The 25369-nt window shown below is 64.5% G+C and carries 22 protein-coding genes; 6 read left to right on the plus strand and 16 right to left on the minus strand.

All coding sequences use genetic code 11. The features are described from left to right. The first annotated feature begins 87 nt into the window (after positions 1-87). The 3 genes from Q0J57_RS03200 (at position 88) to Q0J57_RS03210 (ending at position 2620) form a co-directional block, all read left to right on the plus strand. On the plus strand, positions 88-1089 hold the full coding sequence (locus tag Q0J57_RS03200) for an ATP-binding cassette domain-containing protein (protein WP_297217040.1): 1002 nt from the start codon (positions 88-90) through the stop codon (positions 1087-1089). Then, entirely contained in the window at positions 1082-1744 is a 663-nt protein-coding gene (locus tag Q0J57_RS03205) for a methionine ABC transporter permease (protein WP_297217042.1), read from the plus strand. Before Q0J57_RS03200 ends, Q0J57_RS03205 begins: the two co-directional genes overlap by 8 nt. Before the next feature lie 72 nt (positions 1745-1816). Further along, positions 1817-2620, plus strand: a complete 804-nt coding sequence (locus Q0J57_RS03210) for a MetQ/NlpA family ABC transporter substrate-binding protein (protein ID WP_297217044.1) — start codon at positions 1817-1819, stop codon at positions 2618-2620. Between the two features lie 106 nt (positions 2621-2726). Here Q0J57_RS03210 and Q0J57_RS03215 read toward each other — a convergent pair whose 3' ends face one another. From Q0J57_RS03215 to Q0J57_RS03230, 4 genes are all read right to left on the minus strand, one after another. After that, positions 2727-3014: an HMA2 domain-containing protein gene (locus Q0J57_RS03215; protein ID WP_297217046.1), complete on the minus strand. Its 288-nt coding sequence runs from the start codon at positions 3012-3014 to the stop codon at positions 2727-2729. Beyond that, on the minus strand, positions 3014-5179 hold the full coding sequence (locus Q0J57_RS03220) for a heavy metal translocating P-type ATPase (protein WP_297217048.1): 2166 nt from the start codon (positions 5177-5179) through the stop codon (positions 3014-3016). The genes Q0J57_RS03215 and Q0J57_RS03220 overlap by 1 nt, the downstream gene beginning before the upstream one ends. 15 nt (positions 5180-5194) lie before the next feature. Next, positions 5195-5443: a DUF6110 family protein gene (locus Q0J57_RS03225; protein WP_297217050.1), complete on the minus strand. Its 249-nt coding sequence runs from the start codon at positions 5441-5443 to the stop codon at positions 5195-5197. 355 nt (positions 5444-5798) lie between these two features. Next, positions 5799-6035 carry a FeoA family protein gene (locus tag Q0J57_RS03230; RefSeq protein WP_297217052.1) on the minus strand — a complete coding sequence of 79 codons (237 nt, stop codon included), beginning with the start codon at positions 6033-6035 and terminating at the stop codon, positions 5799-5801. A 219-nt stretch (positions 6036-6254) separates the two neighbouring features. Between Q0J57_RS03230 and Q0J57_RS03235 the strand changes: the two genes are divergently transcribed. Together Q0J57_RS03235 and Q0J57_RS03240 are read left to right on the plus strand one after the other, a co-directional pair. Continuing rightward, positions 6255-6440: a hypothetical protein gene (locus tag Q0J57_RS03235; RefSeq protein ID WP_297217054.1), complete on the plus strand. Its 186-nt coding sequence runs from the start codon at positions 6255-6257 to the stop codon at positions 6438-6440. A gap of 42 nt (positions 6441-6482) precedes the next feature. Next, complete coding sequence (locus tag Q0J57_RS03240) at positions 6483-6758, plus strand: hypothetical protein (RefSeq protein WP_297217056.1); 276 nt, start codon at positions 6483-6485, stop codon at positions 6756-6758. A 115-nt stretch (positions 6759-6873) separates the two neighbouring features. On the opposite strand, the gene acs is transcribed toward Q0J57_RS03240, so the two are convergent. The 4 genes from acs to Q0J57_RS03260 form a co-directional block, all read right to left on the minus strand. Further along, positions 6874-8928 carry an acetate--CoA ligase gene (acs, locus tag Q0J57_RS03245; protein WP_297217058.1) on the minus strand — a complete coding sequence of 685 codons (2055 nt, stop codon included), beginning with the start codon at positions 8926-8928 and terminating at the stop codon, positions 6874-6876. Between the two features lie 445 nt (positions 8929-9373). After that, a complete protein-coding gene (locus Q0J57_RS03250) occupies positions 9374-10027 on the minus strand; it encodes a Maf family nucleotide pyrophosphatase (protein ID WP_297217060.1) in 654 nt (217 codons plus the stop codon). A 9-nt stretch (positions 10028-10036) separates the two neighbouring features. Continuing rightward, positions 10037-10594: a phosphodiesterase gene (yfcE, locus tag Q0J57_RS03255; RefSeq protein ID WP_297217063.1), complete on the minus strand. Its 558-nt coding sequence runs from the start codon at positions 10592-10594 to the stop codon at positions 10037-10039. Positions 10595-10606: 12 nt separating this feature from the next. Continuing rightward, positions 10607-10810, minus strand: coding sequence for a Trm112 family protein (locus tag Q0J57_RS03260; protein WP_297217065.1), 204 nt, complete (start codon positions 10808-10810; stop codon positions 10607-10609). Positions 10811-10917: 107 nt separating this feature from the next. Between Q0J57_RS03260 and Q0J57_RS03265 the strand changes: the two genes are divergently transcribed. Next, positions 10918-11817 (plus strand): PHP domain-containing protein, encoded by a 900-nt coding sequence (locus tag Q0J57_RS03265; RefSeq protein WP_297217066.1) that lies wholly within the window; start codon positions 10918-10920, stop codon positions 11815-11817. A gap of 60 nt (positions 11818-11877) precedes the next feature. On the opposite strand, the gene Q0J57_RS03270 is transcribed toward Q0J57_RS03265, so the two are convergent. From Q0J57_RS03270 to Q0J57_RS03305, 8 genes are all read right to left on the minus strand, one after another. Continuing rightward, positions 11878-13518: a hypothetical protein gene (locus Q0J57_RS03270; protein WP_297217068.1), complete on the minus strand. Its 1641-nt coding sequence runs from the start codon at positions 13516-13518 to the stop codon at positions 11878-11880. Continuing rightward, complete coding sequence (locus Q0J57_RS03275; protein WP_297217070.1) at positions 13506-14507, minus strand: lysylphosphatidylglycerol synthase transmembrane domain-containing protein; 1002 nt, start codon at positions 14505-14507, stop codon at positions 13506-13508. Before Q0J57_RS03275 ends, Q0J57_RS03270 begins: the two co-directional genes overlap by 13 nt. A 29-nt stretch (positions 14508-14536) precedes the next feature. Further along, a complete protein-coding gene (locus Q0J57_RS03280; protein WP_297217072.1) occupies positions 14537-15970 on the minus strand; it encodes a glycosyltransferase in 1434 nt (477 codons plus the stop codon). A gap of 164 nt (positions 15971-16134) precedes the next feature. Then, positions 16135-19353, minus strand: a complete 3219-nt coding sequence (locus Q0J57_RS03285) for a multidrug efflux RND transporter permease subunit (RefSeq protein ID WP_297217074.1) — start codon at positions 19351-19353, stop codon at positions 16135-16137. Next, positions 19350-22526, minus strand: coding sequence for an MdtB/MuxB family multidrug efflux RND transporter permease subunit (locus Q0J57_RS03290; RefSeq protein ID WP_297217426.1), 3177 nt, complete (start codon positions 22524-22526; stop codon positions 19350-19352). The genes Q0J57_RS03285 and Q0J57_RS03290 overlap by 4 nt, the downstream gene beginning before the upstream one ends. A 105-nt stretch (positions 22527-22631) precedes the next feature. Then, positions 22632-23804, minus strand: a complete 1173-nt coding sequence (locus Q0J57_RS03295) for an MdtA/MuxA family multidrug efflux RND transporter periplasmic adaptor subunit (protein WP_297217075.1) — start codon at positions 23802-23804, stop codon at positions 22632-22634. A 349-nt stretch (positions 23805-24153) separates the two neighbouring features. Continuing rightward, complete coding sequence (locus tag Q0J57_RS03300) at positions 24154-24717, minus strand: chromate transporter (RefSeq protein ID WP_297217078.1); 564 nt, start codon at positions 24715-24717, stop codon at positions 24154-24156. Then, positions 24714-25295, minus strand: a complete 582-nt coding sequence (locus Q0J57_RS03305; RefSeq protein WP_297217080.1) for a chromate transporter — start codon at positions 25293-25295, stop codon at positions 24714-24716. Before Q0J57_RS03305 ends, Q0J57_RS03300 begins: the two co-directional genes overlap by 4 nt. Positions 25296-25369 lie beyond the last annotated feature (74 nt).

Here is a 25369-nt window from a genome sequence, read left to right on the forward strand (position 1 = left end):
GCCCCTTTGCCAACGGGGCAAAACATGCTAAGGTCCGTCACCCTGTTGTGCAGCGCCCGCCGCGCGGCACATCACCGTGGAGGCATCATGGCTGAACAGCCCATCATCAATATCGTCGGCCTGGAAAAAAAATATTCCGGCAAAAGCGAAGTGTTCGCCCTGCAGGGCATTGACCTTGCCATCAACAAAGGGGACATTTTCGGCATCATCGGCCAGAGCGGTGCGGGCAAGTCCACCCTTGTGCGCTGCATCAACCTGCTGGAACGCCCCACGGGCGGCAGCGTCTTTTTTGAGGGCAGGGACCTCTGCCGCCAGTCCGATGCCGAGCTGCGCGAGGCCCGGCGCTCCATGGGCATGATCTTCCAGCAGTTCAACCTGCTCATGCAGCGTACCGCTCTGCAGAACGTCTGCTTTCCCCTGGAACTCATCGGCACGCCCCGCGCCCAGGCCGTACAGCGCGCCGAGGAACTGCTGGACCTGGTGGGCCTGGCCAACCGCATGCAGTCCTACCCCTCGCAGCTTTCCGGCGGCCAGAAGCAGCGCGTGGCCATTGCCCGCGCCCTGGCCACCAATCCGCGCGTCCTGCTCTGCGACGAGGCCACCTCGGCCCTGGACCCGGCCACCACCGATTCCATCCTCGCGCTCATCCGCGACATCAATACGCGCTTCGGCATCACGGCGGTGATCATTACCCACGAGATGAGCGTCATCGAAAAGATATGCAGCCATGTGGCCATCATCAGCCGGGGCAAGATTGTGGAACAGGGCAATGTGGAAGAAGTCTTCTTCCATCCCCGCACCGAGGATGCCCGCCGCCTGGTGCTGCCCGAAGCCCTGCAAAACCTGCCGCAGCCTCACCTGTACCGCCTCATCTTCAACGGGCGCTCCTCCTTTGAGCCGGTCATTGCCAATATGGTGCTGGAATGCGGCTGCCCCGTGAACATCATGTACGCCGACACCCGCGACATCAACGGCGTGGCCTTCGGGCAGATGGTGCTACAGCTCCCTGAGCGCGCCGCCTCGCGCGAGCGCATCATGGCCTTTGCCCGCGCGCACCACATCATGCTGGAGGAAATGAAGAATGATTGATCAGGCAACGGCACTGATGCTGCTGGAAGGGGTGTGGGACACGCTCTACATGACCGTGGTGGCCACCTTCTTTTCCTATGTCTTTGGCATGGTCATGGGGGTGGTGCTTGTCATCTGCCGCCGGGACGGCATCCGGCCCAATGCGCTGGTCTACGGGGTGCTGGACGTGGTGGTGAATCTGACGCGCTCCTTCCCCTTCCTCATTCTCATGATTGCGGTCATTCCCTTTACCCGCTTTCTTGTGGGCACCACCATCGGCAACAATGCCACCGTGGTGCCGCTGGTGCTGGCCGCTGCGCCCTTTGTGGCCCGTCTTGTGGAATCCTCCCTGATGGAAGTGGACCGCGGCGTGGTGGAAGCCGCCCAGAGCATGGGCGCCACCACCTGGCAGATCATCGTCAAGGTGCTGCTGCCCGAGGCTCTGCCCTCACTCATCAACGGCAGCGCGGTATCGGCCATCACCATTCTGGGCTACTCGGCCATGTCCGGCGCCGTGGGTGGCGGCGGTCTGGGCAAGCTGGCCATCATGTACGGCTACAACCGCTATCAGACCGACATCATGGTCATGACCGTGGTGCTGCTTATCATCATCGTGCAGGCCTTCCAGAGCTTCGGCAACTGGGCCACCCGCCGCAGCGACAAGCGCGGCTCCTAGCTGCCGGAGGTTCTTCCGCCGTCTGCCGTCCGCGCCCTCCTGGCGTCAACCTCTTACCCAAGGATCGTTCCCATGAAAAAACTGCTTCTGGCCTGCGCCGCCCTGCTCGGTTCCGTTTCTCTGGCCGTTTCCGCCCATGCCGGCGGCACCATTGTGGTGGGGGCCTCTCCCACGCCGCATGCCGAAATCCTGGCCGAAGCCGCCAAGCTGCTCAAGCCGCAGGGCTATACCCTGAAAATCGTGGAATATTCCGACTATGTGCAGCCCAATGTGGCCCTGGACAGCAAGGAACTGGATGCCAACTACTTCCAGCACAAGCCCTACCTGGACGACTTCAATGCCCAGAAGGGCACCAAGCTGGTCTCCCTCGGCCCCGTGCATTACGAACCCTTCGGTATCTATGCCGGCAAGGCCAAGAGCCTCAAGGACCTGAAGAAGGGGTCCCTCGTGGCCGTGCCCAATGACGCCACCAACGAAGGCCGCGCCCTGCTGCTCATGGAAGCCACGGGCCTCATCAAGCTGAAGGAAAATGCCGGCCTGGCCGCCACCGTGCGCGACATTGCCGAAAATCCCCTGGGCCTCAAGATCGAGGAAATCGAGGCTGCCCAGCTGGTGCGCTCCCTGCCCGACGTTGACGTGGCCATCATCAACGGCAACTACGCCATCCTCGGCGGCCTGAAGGTGGCCGATGCCCTGGCCGTGGAATCCGCCGACTCCCTGGCCGCTTCCACCTACGCCAATATCCTGGCCATCCGCGCCGGTGACGAAAAGCGCCCTGACCTCCAGGCCCTGTACTCCGCCCTGGTGAGCAGCGAAGCCGCCGCCTTCATGAAGCAGAAGTACGCCGGCGCCGTGCTGCCCTCCGTGGCCAAGTAAGGCATCCCGCCCGCTGACAACAAAAGGCCCGCCTTCCGGCGGGCCTTTTCGTTTGCGTATGCGCGATCACTGCACGAGCGGACGGCAGGCTATGCCAGCACGCAACCTACAGTTCCGGCGGGGGAAGCGTCTGCCCGTCCTGCACGGCATCCAGCCAGGTGGCCAGGGTCACGCCCATGTCCACCAGTCTGTCCCGGCCAATGCGACCGCTTTCGTAACAGAGCAGCACGGAGCCGCTCAGGGGATTGATGTCCACACTGCGCACACCGGGCACGGCCAGTATCTGCTGGCGGGTCTGCCGGGCCACGGCCTCCTGTTGCAGAGCAGGATGGCGCAGGCGGACCCTGCCGGGCAGAAAGCTGCGCACATAGCGAAGAAAGGATGCCGTTTCCATCAGCAGACCTCCCCGAGGACGGGCAGCCCTTCCCCGGTATCCGCGGCTGCCGGACCGGACGGCAGATGCGGGCGCATGGCATTAAGGGTGATGCCCAGGGTCGTCAGATTGTGCAGCAGGGCGGAGGCGCCGGGCGCCAGTACCATGGTCAGGCCGCCGAGCAGAAACAGGCTGTTGAGCACCATGGCGCTCACAAAGTTGGTGTGGATGCGGCGCAATGTGGCCCGGCCCAGCTGCCTGGCCAGCAACAGCCCTTCCAGATCAGGCCGCGTCAACAGCACGTTGGCCACCTCGCGGGCCAGGTCCGCCCCGTCACACATGGCCACGCCCACATGAGCCGCCGACAGGGCCGGCGCATCATTGATGCCGTCCCCCACCATGAGCACGCGGCAGCCCCGGGCATTGAGGTCGTCGATGACGGCGGCCTTGTCCGTGGGCAGCACCTGGGCACGGTATTCCTCGATGCCCAGCCGGGCGGCCACGGCCCGGGCGGTGCGCTCGTCATCGCCGGTAAGCATGCACAGGCGTGTTATGCCCTGCTGCCGCAGTGCCTCCAGCACGGCCGGCGCCTCGGGACGAAGGGGGTCCTCCACGGCCAGCAGCCCGGCAATGCTGCCGTCCACGGCCAGATAGAGCAAAGACCGGCCCAGACGCGCCTGTGTCTCCATGACAGGCAGCATGACATCAAGGTTCACACCCTCGTCATGTTCGATGTAATGGCGGCTGCCCACCCGCACCTTACGGCCGTGCAGGGACGAGGCCACCCCGTGGGCCACCACATATTCCACCTGGGCATGTTCTTCCTCATGGCGCAGGCCCTCTTCCCGGGCACGCCGCACCACGGCACGGGCCACGGGATGCGGAAAGTGCTCTTCCAGGCAGGCGGCCAGACGCAGCACCTCGTCGCGCACATGGCCGGGAGCGGCAAAGACCTCCGCCACACGCGGCGTGGCACTGGTCAGTGTCCCGGTCTTGTCAAAGACCACGGTATCCACCTCGGACAGCGCCTCGAGATAGCGCCCGCCCTTGATGACCACCCCGTGCCGCGCCCCCTCGCGCATGGCTGCCAGCACCGCCAGCGGCGTGGCCAGGCGCAGGGCGCAGGCATAGTCCACCAGCAGCACCGCCGCTGCCCGGCGGGCATCGCGCGTCAGCAGCCAGACCAGCGCGGCCAGGGCAAAGGTAAAGGGCACGGCCATGTCCGCAAGACGTTCATAGCGCCCCTGGATGCCGGCCTTGAGGGCCTCGGATTCCTCGATGAAGCGCACCACCTGCCGCAGGCGCGTGCCGTCCCCCACCTGCACGGCCCGGATGACCAGACGCCCCTGCTCCACCACCGTGCCGGCATAGACCGAGGCCCCCGCGCTGCGGGGCACGCCCAGCGGCTCGCCGGTCATGGAGGACTGATTGACCACAGCCTCGCCCTCCACCACCACGCCGTCCACCGGAATGCTGCCGCCGTCGCGCACCACCACGCAGTCTCCCGGCACAATGTCCGCCAGTGGCACGGCCTGCTCCACGCCCTTTTCCAGCCGCCACACACTGTCCACCGTCAGGGCCAGACTCTGCGCCAGGCTGTCCAGGGAATGGCGCCGTGTCCAGTATTCCAGGGTTTCGCCCAGCCCCAGCAGCAGGGTCAGGGTGGTGACGGTACGAAAATCACGCCGCAGCAGGGAAACGCCTATGGCCGCCGCATCCAGCACCTCCACCGAGCAGCGCCCCTGCGCAAGAGCGGCAAGGCCCTTGCGCACATAGGGCAGGGCATGCAGCACGCAGCTCAGCGTGCGCAGCAGCACAGGCAGGAACGGCCGCACAAGGAAGAAGCGCAGCAGCGGTCCCATGGCGCCGGGGGGCGGCGCTTCCTCCGCCAGTCCTTCGCGGCGTGCCCCGTGCGGTGCGCCGCACGGCAGGGGGGCGCTTGTGCCCGCCTCCGCTGCCCGGCTGCGGGCGGCCAGGCAGCACAACGCCCTGCGGCGCATGGCCGGGTCATCATAGAAAAACAGCAGACTTCCCACCCGTGGACTGACGTGCTGCACATGCAGGCCGGCCGCAGCAAGGGCGCTGCCGATCTCCTGTGCCTCGGCTGCCGAAAGCGGACGGGAAGCGCGCACGCGCATTCTGCCCCCTGTGGTGCCGGACAGTTCGTGGACAATGAAAAAACGCATGCGCGCCGACCTCCGCTAGGCGTCCGCCTGCTGCGAGGCCTTCCGTTCATCGGACCGGGCGCGCGCCTCGGCGGCCAGGTCCTGCACATCTTCCCGCACGGATTCCACCTTCTGCAGCAGGGCGTCCTTCACGTCCATGCCGCGGCTGATAAGGTCCGTGGCCAGCGGCTTGAGGTCCACCTTGCCACGGCTCACTGCCGTAGCGCCGATGGCGCCCAGCACCAGGCCGCCCAGAAAAACCAGGCCGTACTTCATTGCTTCCATGTCCATTTCCTCCTTGTGATGATGCCGCACCGCCACAGGCGGCAGGCACGGCTTCGGCTGGGCTGCCGGGCACCTCGGCCAGCCGCCGAACGATGCAGGACGCCCTGTTCACCGGAAAAAGGGCGCACGAAAAGACCCACGTGCCTTCATGCAAAAGGCACATGCCGGAAAGGGTTTTCAACGCACGGGGAACGAAAGCGGCGCGCGAGCCGCGCCGTTGTGTCGTCAGACTGCCTGGGACGCTGTGCGAAATACCGTGCCGCTGTCCTGCCGCACGGCATGCCCCGCTCCGGGTCTGCCGGGCATCACCTGCCGCGACAGGACCGGACCAGGCCGCAACGCCTCCGGGAAGCTGCTAGGATACGTCGATGCGGATATGGTCCGCCTCGCTGTTGCGCAGGGTAACCGTTACCCCGGAAATGCGCAGGGCCACAGGATCCTTGAGCGGCGCCCTGCCTACCACGGACACGGTGGCGCCGGGAATCAGGCCCATATCGCGAATGCGGCGGCCCATTTCTCCCAGAGCCTCAACGGCGGCGATTTTGCCCTGCTGGCCCACGGCCATCTGACGCAGACTGATGACATTGCTCATGGAAAGCTCCTTGTTTGGTCTCGCCCGCCTGTTCCGGTACGCCATGGCGCTGTGTACGCCACAGGGGCAGGTGAACGCGTACCGGAACAGCAAAAAACGGGCTTGCAAAGAACTCTGACCTACTTTAGGGTGAACGTCAAGAGAAATAGAATGCGAAATTCAATTCTATTTTTTATTTTCGTTAAAAACGAGGATGTTATGAAAAACAGTCAGCAAAATTTGGCAAAAACTCTCCCCGTTCGTCCCCTGTGGAACCGCAAGACGGCCCTGCGCGTCATGCTGGGGACACTGGGTATTTCCGTGCTGCTGGGGGCGGCCGGAAAAAGCCGGGCACACGTGGCCACGGGCCTGCTGTTCGGCACCCTGCTGGCAGATCATGTCTGGACCCGGCGCAAGGCCCTCTGAGCCATGCCGGCAAAGGCATCCCCGCTCCTCTCCTCCCGCTGGATGCGTCGCCTGGGTCTGGCCCTGCTGCTGGCCCTGAGCCTGGGCACAGCGGCCCTGCTGCTGGCGCATCTTGTGGTCAGCCTGATGCTGGCTCTGGCCCTGCTGCTGTTTGCGGCAGGCGTCACCGCCCTGTGGCTGCCGCATGAGGGCAAGGCCCTCCTGGGCACCCTGGGCAGCCAGCTGGAGACGCCCCGGCAGGATGCGGGTCCGGCAGCCCCTGCCGGGACGGCCCGGCATTCCCGCAGCGCAGACGCCGGCGCATGCCGCCCGGCATAACGGAACGGACATGCCCCGCGCAGGACATGTCCGTTCCTCACACCTGCACAGCAGGGGCCTGCCGCACGGTATGGCGGCGTGCGGCAGGCCGGCGGTCGCGGTGGCTGGCGCGAACCTAGGAGACTGCTGCCCGGGCTTCCGACTGTTCTTCGGCAACAAAGGATGCCGTTTCATGCTGGCCCAGCAGCAGATTTTTGTGGCCCATGATGATGGCGTCCAGCACATCGGGTCTGGCAAGCGCCGTGGTATCGCCCAGGTCGTCATACACATTGCCGGCAATCTTGCGCAGCATGCGGCGGATGATCTTGCCTGAGCAGGTCTTGGGCATGGCCTCCACAAACTGGATATACTCCGGCGATGCCAGGGCGCCGATGTCCCGGCGCACCGTATCCCGCAGCCGCTTGCGCACATCGTCGCTCCACGGCACCTCGTCCCGCAGCAGCACATAGGCATAGATGGCCTCGCCCTTGAGCGCATGGGGCATGGGCACCACGGCGGCCTCGGCCACATCCTGGCTGGACGCGAGCACGGCCTCGATTTCGGCAGTGGACAGGCGGTGGCCGGACACGTTGATGGAATCGTCAATGCGGCCCAGTATCCAGAAATAGCCGTCATCGTCGATCTCGGCACCGTCGCCGCTGTCAAAGACGCCAAAGCGGCTGAAATAGCTCTGGTATTTTTCCTCGTCGTTGAAAACGCCCAGCATCATGCCAGGCCACGGCCGCCGGATGACCAGATGGCCGGAACGGCAGCCCGGCGAAGCCTCCTCGCCATCGCGCCCGGTGCTGCCCATGACCGTGGCATCGATGCCGGGCAGCGGATAGGTGGCGGACCCCGGCTTGAGCCGGGTGGCATAGGGCAGCGGGCTGATCATGGCGCCGCCGGTTTCCGTCTGCCACCAGGTATCCACAATGGGCAGTTCGCCGCCGCCGATATTCTTGTGGTACCACTGCCAGGCCTCGGGATTGATGGGTTCCCCCACCGAGCCGAGCACCCGCAGGGTACGCAGGTCATAGCGTTCCGGCCAGGCTTCGCCCATGCGCATGAGCGAACGGATCACCGTGGGCGCGGTATAGAGGATGTTCACGCGGAATTTTTCCACAATGCGCCAGTAACGGTCAGGCTTGGGCCAGTTGGGCACGCCCTCGAACATCATGGTGGTGGCTCCCAGGGCCAGCGGACCGTAGACGCCGTAGGTATGGCCGGTTATCCAGCCCATGTCGGCCGTGCACCAGTAGACGTCATCATCGCGCATGTCGAAAATCCACTGGGTGGTGTGGGCCGCATAGGTCAGATAGCCGCCGGTGGAATGCAGAATGCCCGTGGGCTTGCCGGTGCTGCCGCTGGTATGCAGGAGAAAAAGCGGATCATTGGCATCCATCTGCTCGCAGGGAAAGTCCACATCCAGGGTAAAGTCCTCGATGAGATCATGCCACCAGATATCCCGATTGGGCTGCATCTTCACATCGCCCATGCCCGCATGGCTGACCACCACCACGTGCGCCACCGAGGGGCACTTTTCCAGAATGGGGTCCAGATTGGCCTTGAGCGGCTTGATGCTGCCGGCACGCACCACCCCGTCGGCCGTAATGACCACCTTGGCCTTGGCCCCCTGAATGCGGCTGCGCACGCCCCCTTCGGCATAGCCGGAAAAAATGGCCGTGTGCACGGCGCCAATGCGGGCGCAGGCCAGCATGGCGATGACCAGTTCGGGAATCATGGGCATGTACAGGGCCACCCGGTCACCCTTGCGCACCCGCAGGGAACTCAGGGCATGCGCCACACGGCACACTTCCGTATACAGCATCTGATAGGTGAAGCAGCGCACATCCATTTCTTTTTCGCCCTGCCAGATGAGCGCGGCCTTGTTTCTGCGGCCGGAAATGATGTGCCTGTCAATGCAGTTGAAGGACGCATTGAGCCTGGCCCGGGTAAACCATCTGTACTTGTGGCGGGCCTCGTCGGCCTCCAGCACCTTGTCCCAGCGCTTGTACCAGTGAATGAGCTGCGAGGCGCGCGCCCCCCAGAAGTCCAGGGGGTCTTCAAGGGCACGACGACAAATGGCGTCCGCTTCATCCTGGCCGCATATCCAGGCACTGGTTTTGCCATGTTCCGGAGGAAGGTAACTGCGGCTTTCCGTCAACAGCGTGGTGATGCGTTCCTGCGACATGGTGCTCGGTCTCCCTGTAGAGGCTGACGTTCTGTACGACATGGCACATACTGCCATGCTATGGCCCTACGGAGATTCGCTGCCAGCGTCAAGGGGAGGAAATTGTTTGAGCTTACAGTCATTATTGTTCTTTTTAGAACAATAGGCGGGATTTTTTCAAAAATATGAGTATAATATATTGAAATACTATAGTAAACTATTTGTGAAAAATATCTTTATCAGCGAGAAAAATTTTTTGCAAAACGAAAAGAAATTTTTTATAACTCATTGAAAATATTTTGATTAATCAGGCAAACAATGGTACGAACGATCCCCTGACTCCGCAGCAGCCACGCGGCTTTGTGTCATTTTTTCTCCTCTGCCGTCTGCCTGCTCCGGGACGCAGCGGGCACAAAAAAAGGATGCCGCAAGGCATCCCTGCTCCGCATGACAAGCGCATGCACACCTATCCGGCAGGCTGCATCCAGCCCCGTTGCAGCATGATGGTGGCCAGGGGCGTCACCGGCAGTCCCACCACGGTGCTCCACGAGCCGTCCACGGCCTCCACCAGCACGGCCCCCTGCCCCTGGACGGCATAGGCCCCGGCCTTGTCGTCCGGCTCGTGTGTGGCCACATAGGCCGCCAGCACCGCATCCGGCCAGGCGGCAAAGCGGACCCGGCTTACGTCATGAAACGTCACTTCCTCGTCATCAGGCCCCAACAGACAGACGGCACTGATAACCTCATGCGTAGCCCCGGAAAGACGCCGCAGCATGGCCATGGCATGTTCCGCAGATTGCGGCTTGCCCAGAATGTCCGCTCCCAGGGCCACAATGGTATCCGCCCCCAGCAGCAGACGCCGGTCGCCGGCAGGCCGGCGGCCTTCCGCCGCGCGAGCGGCCATGACCTTGGCCCGGGCGGCCCGGCAGGCATAGGCGGCAGGCGCCTCGCCCGGCAGCGGGCGCGGCTCGTCGCAGGACGGGGCCAGCAGGGTAAAGGGCAGGCCCCATTCCCGCAGGAACTGCCGCCGGCGCGGCGAATGGGAGGCCAGCACCAGGCGCAGCCCCGCCGCAAGCCGGAACAGCGGCGGAAAGGCAGCTTCGGCAGAAGAGGTACCCATGCTGCTGCCTCAGTCGTTCTGGCGCGGCCAGTGCCGCAGCACTTCCCGGCCCTGCATGTCCAGCACCCGGAAGCAGCCTTCCTCATATTCGGCGTAGGTTCGCGGCGAACCGCCCTTGGGCAGGCTCAGGGAGCCGGGATTCCAGAAGTGCAGGCCGTCCAGCGTCTCGCCGCGCGGAATATGGGTATGACCACGCAAGATGACCGTTCCCGGTGCAAAGCGGGACGGCAGGGGCGGACGGTCCGGCAGCAGATGTCCGTGGCTGGCAAAAATGCGCAGACCGTCCACAGACAGCCAGGCATTTTCCACCGTGGGAAAGGGCAGCAGCATCTGGTCCACCTCGGCGTCACAGTTGCCGCGCACGGCCGTGACGGGGCAGTCCAGCGAACCTATTTCCCGCAGCACGCCCAGCGTATCGTAGCCGGAAGGCAGGGGATTGCGCGGGCCGTGGTATACCAGATCGCCCAGAAAGACCAGGAGGTCGGGCCGCCACTGGCGGGCGCGGTCAAGGAGAAAACGCAGACTTTCCAGCGAACCGTGCAGGTCCGCAGCAATGAGCAGACGCATGCTTCCCCCGCTCTAGGACTGTTCCGCGTCCCAGCGCTGGCGGGGAATGGCCTCCTCTTCCAGCATGATGGGAATGTCATCGCGAACGGGATACACCACAGCGCAGGCAGGGCAGGCAAAACCCGCCGTTTCCCCGCCGCGGTAGACGGCTTCCAGCGCGCCAAGGCAGCGCGGGCAGGCAAGCATCTGCAAGAGTTCTTCGGTTTGTATGGGCATGTCATCCTCGTGGCGGCAATGGCCGCAGCGGCCTACCATAGCCGCATGGCCGCCGTCCCGCAAGGGGCACCTCTTGCAATTTCTGCGCAAGCTCTTAGGAATAGGGCATGTTACACAGGAAATTCATTGATCTGCACACCCACAGCAGCGCCTCCGACGGTACGGACAGCCCTGCCGAACTGGTCCGCCAGGCAGCCCGGGCAGGGCTGGCAGCCGTGGCCCTCACCGATCACGATACCCTCTCCGGCCTGCCCGAAGCCCAGGAAGAAGGCCGGCGTCTGGGCCTGGACGTCATCCGCGGCTGCGAGCTGTCCACCTGCACGGACCGGGGCGAAATGCACATTCTCGGCCTCTGGCTGCCGCAGCATGCCGCCGTGCTGGAAGAACGTCTGGAGGATATCCGGCGCAAGCGCGATACGCGCAATGCCCGCATGGTGGACAAGCTGCGTGCCCTGGGCATTGCCATTACCCTGGAGGATGTCCGCCGCGAGGCCCGCGGCGAAAGTGTGGGGCGCCCCCACATGGCCGCCGTTCTGGTGCGGCAAGGCGTGGTGCCGGACATAACCGCCGCCTTCCGCGAGTACCTGGGGGCAGGCGCCCCGGCCTATGTTCCCCGCGAGATCATGGCCCCGGAAGAGGCCGTGCGCCTGCTGGCCGGTCTGGGGGCCACCGTGAGCATTGCCCACCCCTTGCAGGCCCGGCATCCCGACGGCTGGCTGGAACAGTGGCTGGAACGTCTGCTGCCCTGCGGCCTGCACGCCCTGGAAGCCTACCACAGCGAACATTCAGAGGCCGCCACCCGCCAGTGCCTGGACCTGGCACGCCACTTCGGCCTTGCCGTCACCGGCGGCAGCGACTACCACGGCCGCAACAAGCCGCGCATTCACCTGGGCACGGGCTACGGCGGTCTGCGCGTTCCCCTGTCCCTGCTGGATGACCTGCTGGCACAGCGGCGGCGCCTGCACCTGCCGGTACCGGACCAGCCTGCCACGCCGTCATGCGCATAGCGGCTGCCCCTGGCCGGGTCTGCCCCGAAAACAGCCACAACGACACCGGCCGCCTCCACTTCAGGAGGCCGGCCTGCCCCGCGTATTTTTGACCAGCAGATAGCGGGCATTCTCCCAGATTACCGGTCCCACGCGCGCTTCCAGTTCGGCCCTGTCCTGGGGCCGCTCGCTCAGGATATAGTCCGGCGAGGTGGCCAGGCCCACCTCGATATAGGCCGTGGGCGAAGTCTTGAGCGCGGCTTCCACGCTTTCCCACTGCCGCAGGCGTTCCAGGCCCTTGGCATAATAGAGCAGGCAGGCGTCCTTCCAGCCGTAGGTCAGGGAGCGCAGGGCATTGTAGCGTATGGCCTGGTCCTTGCCGGGAAAAAAGATGGTTTCATGGGGCCGGGTGTAGCGACTCAGGGCCGCCACCATTTCCGCCCGGTGCAGCTGCGGACCATAGGCCGCGGCATAACGGGCCTCGTCCAGGCGGTTCCAGTACCAGGCCAGACTGGTACGGGCCATATCCTGCTGCCCGCCGCAGAAAAAGCCGATGACCAACCCCAGACAGAACAGGCGCGCCGCCACGCGCTGCCATCCCGGCCGGGAAACCCGCTGCCACAGAATGTCTGCTCCCAGGAAAATGAGGCAGATGGCAAAAAAGGGCAGGAAGCGGTGCACGCGGACCAGGTCAAACTCAAGGTGCATGCGGCCCAGCGCCCGGCTGATTTCCTGATCCAGCACAAAAAGGGCAATGACCACGTAAACCCCGGCAATCCAGAGCCAGATATGCCTGCCAAAGAGCTTCTGCCGCGGGCTGCCGTACTTCACGATCATCCACGTTCCCCACAGGGCCAGCGGAATCACGGGCAGCAGCGTGTACCGCCGCAGGAATTTGCCCATGCCGTAGAGATATTCGGCGTATTCAATGTCAAAGCGCGTGCGCAGGATATGGTCCATGAAGGCCACATCCTCCGCAGACAGGGACACGCCCGAGGAATGCAGATAAATGGCGGCATAGGGCGCCATGGTCGCCAGAAAGCAGCCACCGCTCAGCAGCAGCCAGCCCAGATGCCGTACCCGGGACCAGCCCTGCGGCCGGCTGGCGGCAAAGCCCAGCCAGAGACCGGCCGCCGCGGGCAGGGCGCTGATGGAATGTACATAGACCAGTCCGCCCAGGGCGGCCATGAACACCGGCCACCAGCGGGGACGCCGCAGCACGGCAAAATTGGCGCACAGAAACAGGGCGTACAGGGCTTCGAACAGGGTGCGGGGGGTATAGTCGCGGTAGCCCGCGCCCCAGTAGGTTCCCCACGGCGTCCAGTAGCAGAGACCCATGAGCACCGTAAAGATCAGCGCCTTCCAGCGCTGGCCGAAAAACATGGCGCCCAGCAGGTAAAAGGCCGCATAGTGCAGAAAGACCACCAGGCCGGTCAGCTCCAGATAGGCCACGCCGTAGTTGCCGTCATCACCGGACAGCCAGTGCACCAGCTGCACCAGGGGCGTCACGTGGGTGGAAAACTGGCTGGCCGCGCCAAAGACAAAATCCCGGGCAAAGTCCGCCGGATGCCCGTAGGCCGCGGCAATGGAGGCATACATGGCCGGGTCCGTGGTCAGGTCCACACCGTTGATGGATGCTCCTATGCGGCCCTGCTGCACCAGCAGGGCAAACAGCAGCATACCCAGCAAAACCCACACATCTACGTGCCTTATGGGGCGCATGAATCCTTTCCTCCCGGAGCCTTGCAGCCTTCGGCCTGCCAGCAGTCCCGGCGGCCGTTGATGATCACCGCGGCCAGCGCCTGCGGAATGAAATGCAGGGCATGCAGAAAAAGCGCAGCCCCCAGGGCCTCGCTCTGCTCCACACCGCACCAGGAAAGCCCCAGAACCACGGCGCCCTCAAAGACGCCCAGACCGCCCGGCGAAGAGGGAACGGCCATGCCCAGGCAGGTCACGGCAAAGACCGACAGCACCTGCATGACGTGCAGCGGCATGTCCGCCACCAGGCAGAACACCACCCAGAAGCTGGCGCAATAGCAGGTCCAGATAAGCAGGGAACAAAGAAAACCGCGCGCAACCCACAACGGCGAAACCTCGTCCACCAGACTGGTGTGCAGGCGGGAACAGAGCGCCGCCACCCGCCCCGGAAACAGGCGGGCATAGGCCGCGTGGAACCATGCCGACCAGTGACGCAGCAGAAAGAACAGTGCCGCCCCTGCCAGCACCAGACAGACAGGCAGCAGCAGGCGCTGCCCCGTATGCCCCAGCGCATAGGCCAGCAGGGCCACCAGCAGCAGGGAAAGCACATCCAGCAGCCGCTCCCAGAGCACCACGGAGCCTGTCTGCAAAACGGAACAGCCCGTCTTCCGGGACAGGAAAAGCACCTTGATGGCATCTCCGGCCTTGGCCGGCAGAATATTGTTATAGCCCACGCACAGCAGCACGGCCCGCAGGCTCAGGCCATAGCTTGTTCCCGGCGGCAGCAGCCAGCGCAGGCGCAGTCCCATGCAGGCATAGTCCAGGGCCACCACACCCGCCGCCGCGAGCATGGCAGGCAGGGTATAGTCCTGCACCGCCTGCCAGAGCACCCGCGCGTCCACGCCATACAGCGCATAGCCCAGGGCAAGCAGGCTGATGCCCCATTGCAGGACCAGGAACAGCCTGCGCCGGAACGACGCGGCAGGGCGCCTGCCGCTTTCGGCCGTCAGCATATCCTTCCGCATGCAGGAAGCCCGCGCCGTCAGCGCTGCGCCTTGCGCAGCACGCTTTCCGAGCTGGGAGTATGCCGCACCTCAAGCAGCACCTGATAGGCAAAAAGCCCCGGCAGCAGGCCGAGCAAGAGGCGGTTGACCCGCAGCAGCACACGGGAAAGACGGGTATTGCCCAGCGCCCGGGGATAGGGAGCCGGCATGAGCCGCCGGCTTTCCAGGCGAAAGCCCGCATACTTCAGAAGACGGGACAATGACCCCAGGGTGAAGAGGCGCTTGTGCGAAAAGGCCAGAATGCCCCGCCGGGCATAGTTGAACTGCCCCAGCAGCAGCATGAAGCGCGTGATGAAAAAGCCCACGTTGGCACTGCCCACAATGACGCGCACCGTTTCGTTTCCTGTCAGACGTGCCCGCAGGCGCTCCAGAAAGGCCTCCGCCACATCGCGCTGCTCCAGCACGTCCACGGCCAGCACATAATCCAGACGCTCCCAGGGCACGTCATCCGGCAGTTCCTTGTCCAGGTCCACCTGTGACGGGCAGAGAATCACCGTGCAGCCCTTGTCCTGGCGCAGGTGCTCCGCCAGCTCGCTGTCCGTGCAGCCCAGATCCAGCACCGTACTGCCCTGCCGGATCATGCCGGCCACGGCCCGGCTTGTGGACGGAAAGGAAAAGGAACTGATCCGAGGGGCCACTTCCGTCTGCGGAAAGAAGAACTTGGGATCATAGAAGATGCCCATGCGGATGAGGCGCCCCTTGCAGCTCGTGACCATGACATCCCAGGCATAGCGCAGGCCGTTCACATGGCAGACCTCATCCCCGTAAAAGGTAGGGATGGGCAGCTCCACGATCTTTCCGCCGGAAAAGACCACCTGCATGATGATTTCCGTATCAAAATCGAAATTGTTGGTATTGAGTTCCAGCGGCAGCTGCGCCAGGCGGGAAACGCGGTACAGGCGATAGCCCGTGTGGAATTCCGAAAGATGGGTGCCCAGCAGCCGGTTCTGGAAGGCAGTCAGCACCATGTTGCCCAGAAACTTGTAATAGGGCATGCCCCCCTTGAGGGCATCACGCTTGTTCAGCATGCGCGATCCGAACACGGCATCCACGCCGGGATCCTCAAAGGGACGCAGCAGCTCGGGCAGGCGTTCGGGCGCATACTGCCCGTCGCCGTGCACCATGGCCACCACATCATAGCCCTGTTCCACGGCATAGCGGTAGCCCACCTTCTGGTTGCCGCCGTAGCCCTGATTCACGGGATTGTGCAGGGCCTCGCCGGGGCACCAGAAATGCTCCAGATGCTCCCGGGCCAGCTGCCAGGTGGCGTCACGGCTGCCGTCATCAAAGACGGCCACGGAAATGTCATAGTGGTCCGCAAGGCTGCGGGGAATACGATCAAGCACACTGACGATGGTCTTTTCGGCATTGTAGGCCAGAACCATCACAAGAACACGAAGCCTGTTTGGCATGGAAACCTCGTTGACCTGTCCGCGCGCCTTGCGCAGGCACAGCAAAAGAACCGCCGGCCAGCGGCCGGAGGTGGTCAGACAAACGTCCGGGGGAGAGGGGTGGCCCAATCTCGCCCAAAACCCCCCGCAAGGCAAGCATTTTCCCCGTAATAGCGTTACCTGTATCAGCCGTGCCGGCTCAGCACCTCCAGCCGTGCCGCCCGGCGGGCGCCATAGCGCCAGCGCCACCACCTGCGGCGCACCCGCAGGCGCAGCCGGTCCAGACACAGGTAGACCACGGGCGTGGTATACAGGGTCAGCAGCTGGCTGACCATGAGGCCGCCCACAATGGTGATACCCAGAGGCTGGCGTATCTCGGCCCCGTCACCCTGCCCCAGGGCCAGGGGCACGGCTCCCAGGGCTGCGGCCATGGTGGTCATCATGATGGGACGGAAGCGCAGGCGGCAGGCTTCATAAATGGCCTCCTGCGGGGGCAGGTGCCGGGTGCGGGAGGCGTCCAGCGCAAAGTCGATCATCATGATGGCATTTTTTTTGACAATGCCGCAGAGCAGCAGCACCCCTATCAGGGCAATGACGCTGAATTCCATGCCCACGGCCATGAGGGCCAGCAGAGCGCCGCCCCCTGCCGACGGCAGGGTGGAAAGAATGGTAATGGGATGGATGAGACTTTCGTACAGAACGCCCAGCACAATATACAGAGCCAGCAGCGCCGCCAGAATCAGCACCACCTGATTGCGCACGGTCTCGTTGAACAGCTTGGCCGTACCCTGAAAGCTGCCCACAATGGAGGACGGCATGCCCAGGGTCACGCGCAGGCGGTCGATGGCCTCCTGCGCCTGGGACAGGGAGGCTCCTTCGGCCAGATTGAAGGACAGGGTCACGGCCGCAAACTGGCCCTGATGCGCCACGGAAAGCGGCGCAAAGCCCGGCCCCACCGTGGCCACGGACAAGAGCGGCACCAGGCCGTCCCTGCCGGGCAGATAGACCTTTTCCAGGGCATCCTGCCCTTCCAGCCACTGGGGGATGAATTCCAGCACCACCCGGTACTGGTTCTTTTCCTTGTAGATGGTGGAGACCTGCCGCTGCCCGAAGGCATTGCTGAGGGCATTGTCCACGTCCTGCATTTCCAGGCCCAGACGGGCCAGCGCATCGCGGTCCACGGTAAGCATGGTTTGCAGGCCGCGTTCCTCGATGTCGCTGTCCACATCCCGCATGACGGGGATTTTCATGAAGCCCTGCTGGAGCTTGCGGCCCCAGGTGCGCAGCGCATCCAGATCGTCGGCCTGCAAGGTATACTGATACTGGGAACGGGAGCTGCGCCCGCCCATGCGCAGGTCCTGCGCCGGCTGGAGAAATATCTGCATGCCCGGTTCGGAGGACAGGCGGCCGCGCAGACGGGCGATGACCTGCATGGCCGATACGCCGCGCTCTTCCAGCGGCTTGAGGGCAATGAAGACCCCGCCCCCGCCGCGTGAGCCGGACATGTGCCCGGAAACCTGGGCCACGGCCGGGTCCTGACGGATGATTTCCATGAGGCGGGGCATCTTTTCCTTGAGGCTCTGGTACGATGCGCTCTGGTCCGCCCGCATGCCGCCCATGATGACGCCCGTGTCCTGCGTGGGAAAGAAGCCCTTGGGCACGATGATATACAGCCACACATTGGCGGCCATGACCAGCAGCAGGGAAAAAAGCGTCAGGCGCGGATGGCTGAGGACCACCCGCAGACTGCGTTCATAGCCCTGCTGCATGCCCAGCAGCATCCGCCCCCAGAGCCTGCCCGGCACAGCCAGCAGCCTTCCGGCCCGGCTTTTTGGCGCCTCCGGCGAGGTCTGCCCCCCGTGAGGGCGCAGGCAGTGGGCACACATCATGGGCGTGGTGGTCAGGGAAATGACCATGGAGACCAGCACCGCCGTGGCCAGCACCACGGAAAATTCCCGGAACAGCCGCCCCAGAATGCCGCCCATGAACAGGAGGGGGATGAAGACCGCCACCAGCGAAAGGGAAATGGACACCACGGTAAAGCCCACTTCCCGCGCACCACGCAGGGCGGCGCGCAGGGGCGTTTCGCCCATTTCCAGACGGCGCACGATATTTTCCAGCACCACAATGGCATCATCCACCACAAAGCCGGTAGCCACGGTAAGCGCCATGAGCGAAAGATTGTCCAGGGTATAGCCGCAGAGGTACATGACGCCAAAGGTCCCGATGAGCGACACCGGGGCCGCCACCGCCGGAATGGCCGTGGCCCGGCCGTTGCGCAGAAAGAGGAAAACCACCAGCACCACCAGCGCCATGGACAGCAGCAGGCTTTTTTCCACCTCGGCCAGCGAGGCCCGGATGGTGATGGACTGATCCATGCGCACGGTAAGGTCCGCGCTTTCGGGAAGCCAGGCGCGCAGCTGCGGCAGCATGGCCTTCACTCTGTCCACGGTTTCGATGATATTGGCCCCCGTGGCCCGGAAAACCATGAGCAGAATGGCCTGACGCCCGTTGGCAATGGCCATGTTGCGCACATCCTGTGAGCTTTCCTCCACCGTGGCCACATCGGCAAGGCGTATGGCTGCCCCGTCGCGATAGGCCACCACCAGGCGGCGGTAATCCTCCACCGAAGCCAGTTGATCGCTGGCATCCACCAGCCAGAAGCTGCCCTGCCCTTCCAGCATGCCCTTGGGCAGATAGGCATTGGCATCGGCAATGGCCTGCCGCACATCCTCGCTGCTGATGCCCGCACGGCTGAGCGCATCGGGAATGAGGCGCACCCGCACGGCCGGCAGCGCACCGCCGCCCAGGGTCACTTCGCCCACACCGGGAATCTGGGCAATCTTCTGGGCCAGCACCGAGGAAGCCGCATCGTAGAGCTGGGTGGAAGTCAGCACCTCCGACGTGATGGACAGGATGAGAATGGGCGCGCCCGACGGATTGACCTTGCGGTAGGAGGGATTGGACGGCATGGTGGGCAAGGTGGAGCGGGCCGCATTGATGGCTGACTGCACATCGCGGGCCGCGCCGTCCACGTCACGGTCCAGATCAAACTGCAATATGACGCTGGTGGACCCCAGGCTGCTGCTGGACGTCATTTCCGTAATGCCGGCAATGCGCCCCAGCGCCCGCTCCAGCGGTGTGGCCACGGTGGCGGCCATGGTTTCCGGGCTGGCGCCGGGCATGTTGGCCCGGACCACTACCACCGGCAGGTCAATCTCCGGCAGCGGCGCCACAGGCAGCAGACGAAAGGACACCATGCCCGCCAGGGCAATGGCCAGGGTCAGCAGCGTGGTGGCCACGGGCCGGCGGATAAAGGGCGCAGAAATGTTCAGGGGCAGAAATTCCGGACCAAAACGGTGCCGGCCCTGCCGGAAGACCTTCCTGAAACGGGACGCGCTCATGCGCGGTCCTCCCCTGTCCGCTCCTCCCCTGTCCGGCCCTGCCCGGCGCTGTCCCCCTGGGTCATGTGGCGGGACAGGCGCAGGCGCAGCCGGTCAAACCACAGATAGACCACCGGCGTGGTAAAGAGGGTGAGCACCTGGCTGAAAATGAGGCCGCCCACCATGGTCACGCCCAGGGGGCGGCGCAGTTCGGCCCCCATGCCCCAGCCGATCATGAGGGGCAGCGCGCCCAGCAGGGCCGCCATGGTGGTCATGAGAATGGGCCGCAGGCGCAGCAGGCAGGCCTGCCGAATGGCTTCCTGTGGCGTCTTGCCCTCGTTGCGCTCCGCATCCAGCGCAAAGTCGATCATCATGATGGCATTCTTCTTCACAATGCCGATGAGCAGAATAATGCCGATGATGCCCACCACGCCCAGTTCCATATTTCCCAGCATGAGGGCCAGCAGCGCGCCCACCCCGGCCGAAGGCAGGGTGGACAGGATGGTCACGGGGTGCACATAGCTTTCGTAGAGCACCCCCAGCACGATATACATGGTGATGACGGCCGCCAGCACCAGCCAGACCTGATTGGTGGTGGACGACAGGAACGCATGGGCCGCCCCCTGGAACTGGCAGCGCAGGGAGGCCGGCAGGTCCATCTGGGCTGTTGTGCGCATGACCGCCTCCACCGCGGCCCCCAGCGAGGAGCCTTCCGCCACGTTGAAGGAAATGGTCCCCACCGGGAACTGCCCCTGCCGCGCCACGGACAACCGCACGGCACGTTCCTCCGGCCGGGTCAGGCTGGTCAGAGGCACGGGCTGGCCGCTGCTGCCGCGCACATAGATATGCTCCAGCGAGGACGGCCCGTCCCGGAAATGGGGCGCCGTTTCCAGCACCACCTTGTACTGGTTGGTCTGGGTGAAGATGGTGGAGATGAGCCGCTGCCCCAGGGCATCATAGAGGGCATTGTCAATGTCGCTCATGCTCACGCCGTAGCGGCTGGCCGCATCCCGGTCAATGGCAAGCCAGAGCATGCGGCCCATACCCTGCATGTCGCTGGTCACGTGGGAAAGCTCGGGCTGGCGGTCCAGGGCTGCCACCAGGCGGGGCAGCCAGGTTTCCAGCGTCTCCCGGTCCAGGGCCTCCACACTGAACTGGTACTGGGTGCGGGACACGCGGTCCTCGATGGTCAGGTCCTGCACGGGCTGCATATAGAGCGACAGGCCGGGCTGCTGCTCTGCCCGGGCCATGATGCGCCGGGCAATGGCCGGGGCGCGCGCGTCACGGTCAGACAAAGGCTTGAGGTTCACCGTCAGGCGGGAGGTGCCCAGACTGGGATTGATGCCGTCCACGCCCACCTGAAAGACCACGCTTTCCACGGCGGGGTCCTCCAGAATGATGTCCGCCAGCATGCGCTGCCGCGCGGTCATGGCCGCAAAGGAAGAATCCTGCGGCGATTCGGCAATGCCCTGCAAGACCCCGGTATCCTGCGTGGGAAAGAAGCCCTTGGGCACCACCACGTAGAGGATGATGGTCAGCACCAGCGTGCCCACGGCCACCGTGAGCGTCAGGCGCTGATGGGCCAGCACCCAGTCCAGCTTGCGGGCATACCAGTCCAGCAGGCGGGCAAAGAAGCCCCGTGCCGCGCTCTGCCCGCTGCTGCCGGCCTTCCGGTAATGATCGGGCCGCAGCATGACGGCGCAAAGCATGGGCGTGAGCGTCAGGGAAATGACGGCGGAAATGAGGATGGTCACGGCCAGCGTCACGGCGAACTCGCGGAACAGCCGGCCGGCCACATCCCCCATGAACAGCAGGGGAATGAGCACGGCCACCAGGGAAAGCGTCAGGGAAATGATGGTAAAGCCGATCTGCCCTGCCCCGCGCAGGGCCGCCGCCACGGGCTTCATGCCTTCCTCGAGATAGCGGGAAATATTCTCGATGACCACAATGGCGTCGTCCACCACAAAACCCGTGGCAATAACCAGGGCCATGAGCGTCAGATTGTTGAGTGAATAGCCGGCCAGATACATGACCCCCAGCGAGCCGACGAGCGACAGCGGCACAGCCAGCGCCGGGATGATGGTGGCCTCGGCATTGCGCAGAAACAGCCAGATGACCCCCACCACCAGCAGGATGGACAGCAAAAGCTCCAGCTGCACGTCATGCACCGTGGCCCGGATGGTGGTGGTGCGGTCCGTCACCACATGGATGTCCACCGTGCCGGGCAGGGTCTTTTGCAGTTCCGGCAGCAGCGCGGCAATGCTGTCGGCCACGCTGATGACATTGGCCCCGGGCTGGCGTTGTACGGAAAGCACGATGGCCTGCCGGAAGGGCTGCCCGACGCCGGCCACATAGGCCGCCAGGCGGGCATTTTCGGCCCCGTCCACCACATCGGCCACATCCTGAAGGCGCAGAGGCGCGCCATCCCGGTAGCCGATGATGGTCTGCGCATATTCCTCCGCCGAGGCCAGCTGATCGTTGGCATCAATGGTGCTGGCCCGCTGCGGCCCGTCAAAGCTGCCCTTGGCGCCGTTCACATTGGCCGAGGCAATGGCCGAACGCACATCGGCCAGCGTCAGCCCGGCGGAGGCCAGGGCACGCGGATTGACCTGCACGCGCACGGCCGGGCGCTGCCCGCCGGAAAGGGTCACCAGCCCCACCCCGGAAATCTGCGATATCTTCTGCGCCAGGCGGGTATCCACCAGGTCTTCCAGCTGCGTCATGGGCATGGCATCGCTGGTGACGGCCAGGGTCATGATGGGCGGATCCGCCGGATTGACCTTGTTGTAGACCGGCGGATTGGGCAGGTCAGACGGCAGCAGATTGTCCGCCGCATTGATGGCCGCTTGCACCTCCTGCTCCGCCACGTCCAGGGCCATGGACAGGTCAAACTGCAAGGTGATGACCGATGACCCTGCCGACGACAAAGAGGTCATCTGCGTCAGGCCGGACATGCTGCCGAACTGCCGTTCCAGCGGCGCCGTCACCACGGCGGACATGACATCCGGCGATGCGCCGGGATAGAGGGTCTGCACCTGAATGGTGGGATAGTCTATCTGCGGCAGGGCCGCGATGGGCAGATAACTGTAGGCCAGCAGGCCCGACAGCAGCAGGGCTGCCGTGAGCAGCGACGTGGCAATGGGACGGAGAATGAAGATGCGGGAAAGATTCATGGTGCCTCGGGGAGGGAGGATGCGGGAGCTGCCCCGCCGGACACGACCTGTGCCACGTCCGGCGGGAAGGCAGGCCGTGCCCCGCACTGCCGGTCCTTGCGGACCGCATGCGGCGGCCCGGGAAGCCTACTGCACGCTTTCGGCCGGCGGCGTCTCCATGGTGGCCGCCACGCTGACGGCAATGCCGTCACGCAGGCGGTCCAGCCCGTCCACCACCACCTGTTCGCCGGCGGCAAGTCCCTTGTCGATGACGGTCAGCAGATTGGTGGCCACGCCGGGCGTCACCTGCCGCAGGCGCACCTTGCTGTCCTTGTCCAGCACATAGACATAGCTTCCCTGACTGCCCAGCTGCACGGCGGCCGTGGGCACGGTCACCACCTGGGGCAGCATGCGCACCAGCACGCGGGCGTTGACGAACTGCTGGGGATAGAGCGCGGCATCCTTGTTGGGGAAAAGGGCTTTGAGCTTCACCGTGCCCGTGGAACTATCAATCTGATTGTCCATGGACAGCAGCTCTCCCGTACCCAGCCGGGCCTTGTTTTCCCGGTCCCAGGCCTGCACCAGCGGTCTGGGAGCGCCCTGCTCATGGGCCAGCAGGGCCTGCCGCACCAGCTGCACCTGGTTTTCGGGCAGCGTGAACAGCACATGACAGGGACTGACTTCCGTAATGCGCACCAGGCCCTCGCTGTCCGTGCTGCGGACCATATTGCCCAGGTCCACCTTGCGCAGCCCCAGGCGCCCCCCCACCGGCGCGGTGATGCGGCTGTAGACCAGTTGCAGCTCGGCGGCCTGCACAGCCGCCTTGTCAGCGGCCACCGTGCCTTCATACTGCTTTACCAGGGCGCGCTGGGTCTCGTACTGCTGGGCGGAAACGTAATCGTTCTTCACCAGGCGGGCGTAGCGGCTGAGGTCATTGCGGGCATTGGCCAGCTGGGCTTCGTCCCGCAGCAGATTGCCCCTGGCCTGCGCCAGTTCGGCCTCAAAGGGACGGGGATCGATCTCGGCCAGCAGATCACCGGCCTGCACGCGCTGCCCCTCGTGAAAATGCAGCTTCCAGAGCTGCCCGTCCACGCGGCTGGTCACCAGCACATCGCTGGAAGGCTCCACCGTGCCCATGCCACCAAGAAAAAAGGGCACATCCTGCGCCAGCGCCGTGGCCACGCGCACGGGCGGCAGGTCGGCCTGCATGCGCGGCCCCCCGCCGTCCCCGGCCCAGAAAATACGGTACAGAAGTATGCAGACAAGCAGAACAAGGGCCAGTCGTACCCACCGGCTCTTTCCCAGTACGGCAACATTCATAGACAGGCTCCATCCGTCTGCCGGCCCGCGGCTGTCGCCAGCGCGGCAGGACGGATATGCCGGAAGTTCCCCTGCCCGCGTGCCGCTCCGCCGCAGCGGAAACGGAGATGCGGGCCATCCGGCTGTTCAGGGTATGCCCGGCCGTCCGGCCGGCGGCTCCTCCCAGGGGAGGCATCTTCCCGTGAGATGCGCCGTTTGTCCAGAAAAATGTGTCTCGCCGCCCCTGGGCAGCCAGCGGCGGACAGGCGCCCCGCACCTGCCATCTCCCCCCTGCCCGGCCCTTTCCCCGGTCCTTTCCCGGACGCTGCACTGCGCCTGCGGCGGCATAGGTGCCGCCGCACCGCACCAGCTACGGCCGCAGCAGAAAAATCATTATTTTCATGGCGCCTGACAGGGCAATGACCGTGATGGGATTCATCCTGAAGCGCAGGCACAGAAACAGGCAGAGCACAAAGATGCCCGCCAGCTCCAGGTCCGTCTCTGCAAGGCAGAAGCCCCCCGCCGGCCCCCACAGGGCCGAAACGAGAATATCCACGCCGGAAAGGGCTATCAGCCCCACCACCGCCGGCCGGAGATAGGCAAACACCCCCTGAAGCAGGCTCATTTCCCGGTAGCGCAGATAAAAACGGGTCACCAGCGTCACGATGAGACAGGGAGGAAGCACACAGCCCAGGGTGGCAATGACCGCCCCCGGCACGCCCGCTATCCTGATGCCCACAAAGGTCGCGGCATTGATGGCAATGGACCCCGGCGTCATCTGGGAAATGGTCACCAGGTCGGTGAACTCCACCATGCTCAGCCAGTGATGCAGGTCCACGATCTGTTCCTTGATGAGGGGCAGGGCCGCATAGCCGCCGCCAAAGCTGAAGGCGCCGATCTTGAGAAAGCAGAGAAACAGGTCCCAGAAGATCATCCCTTCTTCCTCATGCGGAAGAGCGTGACAAAAAAGCCCGCTGCCATGCAGGCCAGCACCGTGCAGATCACATTGATGTCCAGGGTGCAGGACAGCAGAAAGACGCACAGCATGATCAGCAGGGCCTGGGCGTCCTTCCGTCGGGCATAGCCGCTCCCCAGCTCGCAGACCACGGAAAAGATGACCGCCGCCACCCCGGCCTGCATGCCGGTGAGGGCCTGATGCACCCATTCGTTGCTGCGAAAGGCCGTATAGGCCAGCGAAATGAGGGAAATGATGATGAGCGGCGGCAAGGCCGTGGCCGTTACCGTTACCAGAAGCCCCGTCAGTCCGGCCAGCTTGTAGCCCACGGCAATGGCGCCGCTGATGGCAATGGAGCCGGGGGAGACCTCGGCAATGGCCACCAGGTCCAGCATTTCCTGCTGCTCAATCCAGCGCAGCCTGTCCACGAAAACCTTTTTCATGAGCGACACGATGACGTATCCCCCGCCAAAGGTGAAGGCACTCAGCTGAAACGTGGTCAGAAAGAGACGGAGAAGGGATTTTCGGGAAGACATGGCAAGGTCCTGATGCAGCATGCGCTGTCTTCCGGGCGCGCCTGCCGGGGAAGGGGGGGGCCCCCCTCTCCCCCGGACAGGGGCCGGAACGGCTT

This window comes from uncultured Desulfovibrio sp. (genome assembly GCF_944324505.1).
Taxonomy (GTDB): Bacteria; Desulfobacterota; Desulfovibrionia; order Desulfovibrionales; family Desulfovibrionaceae; genus Desulfovibrio.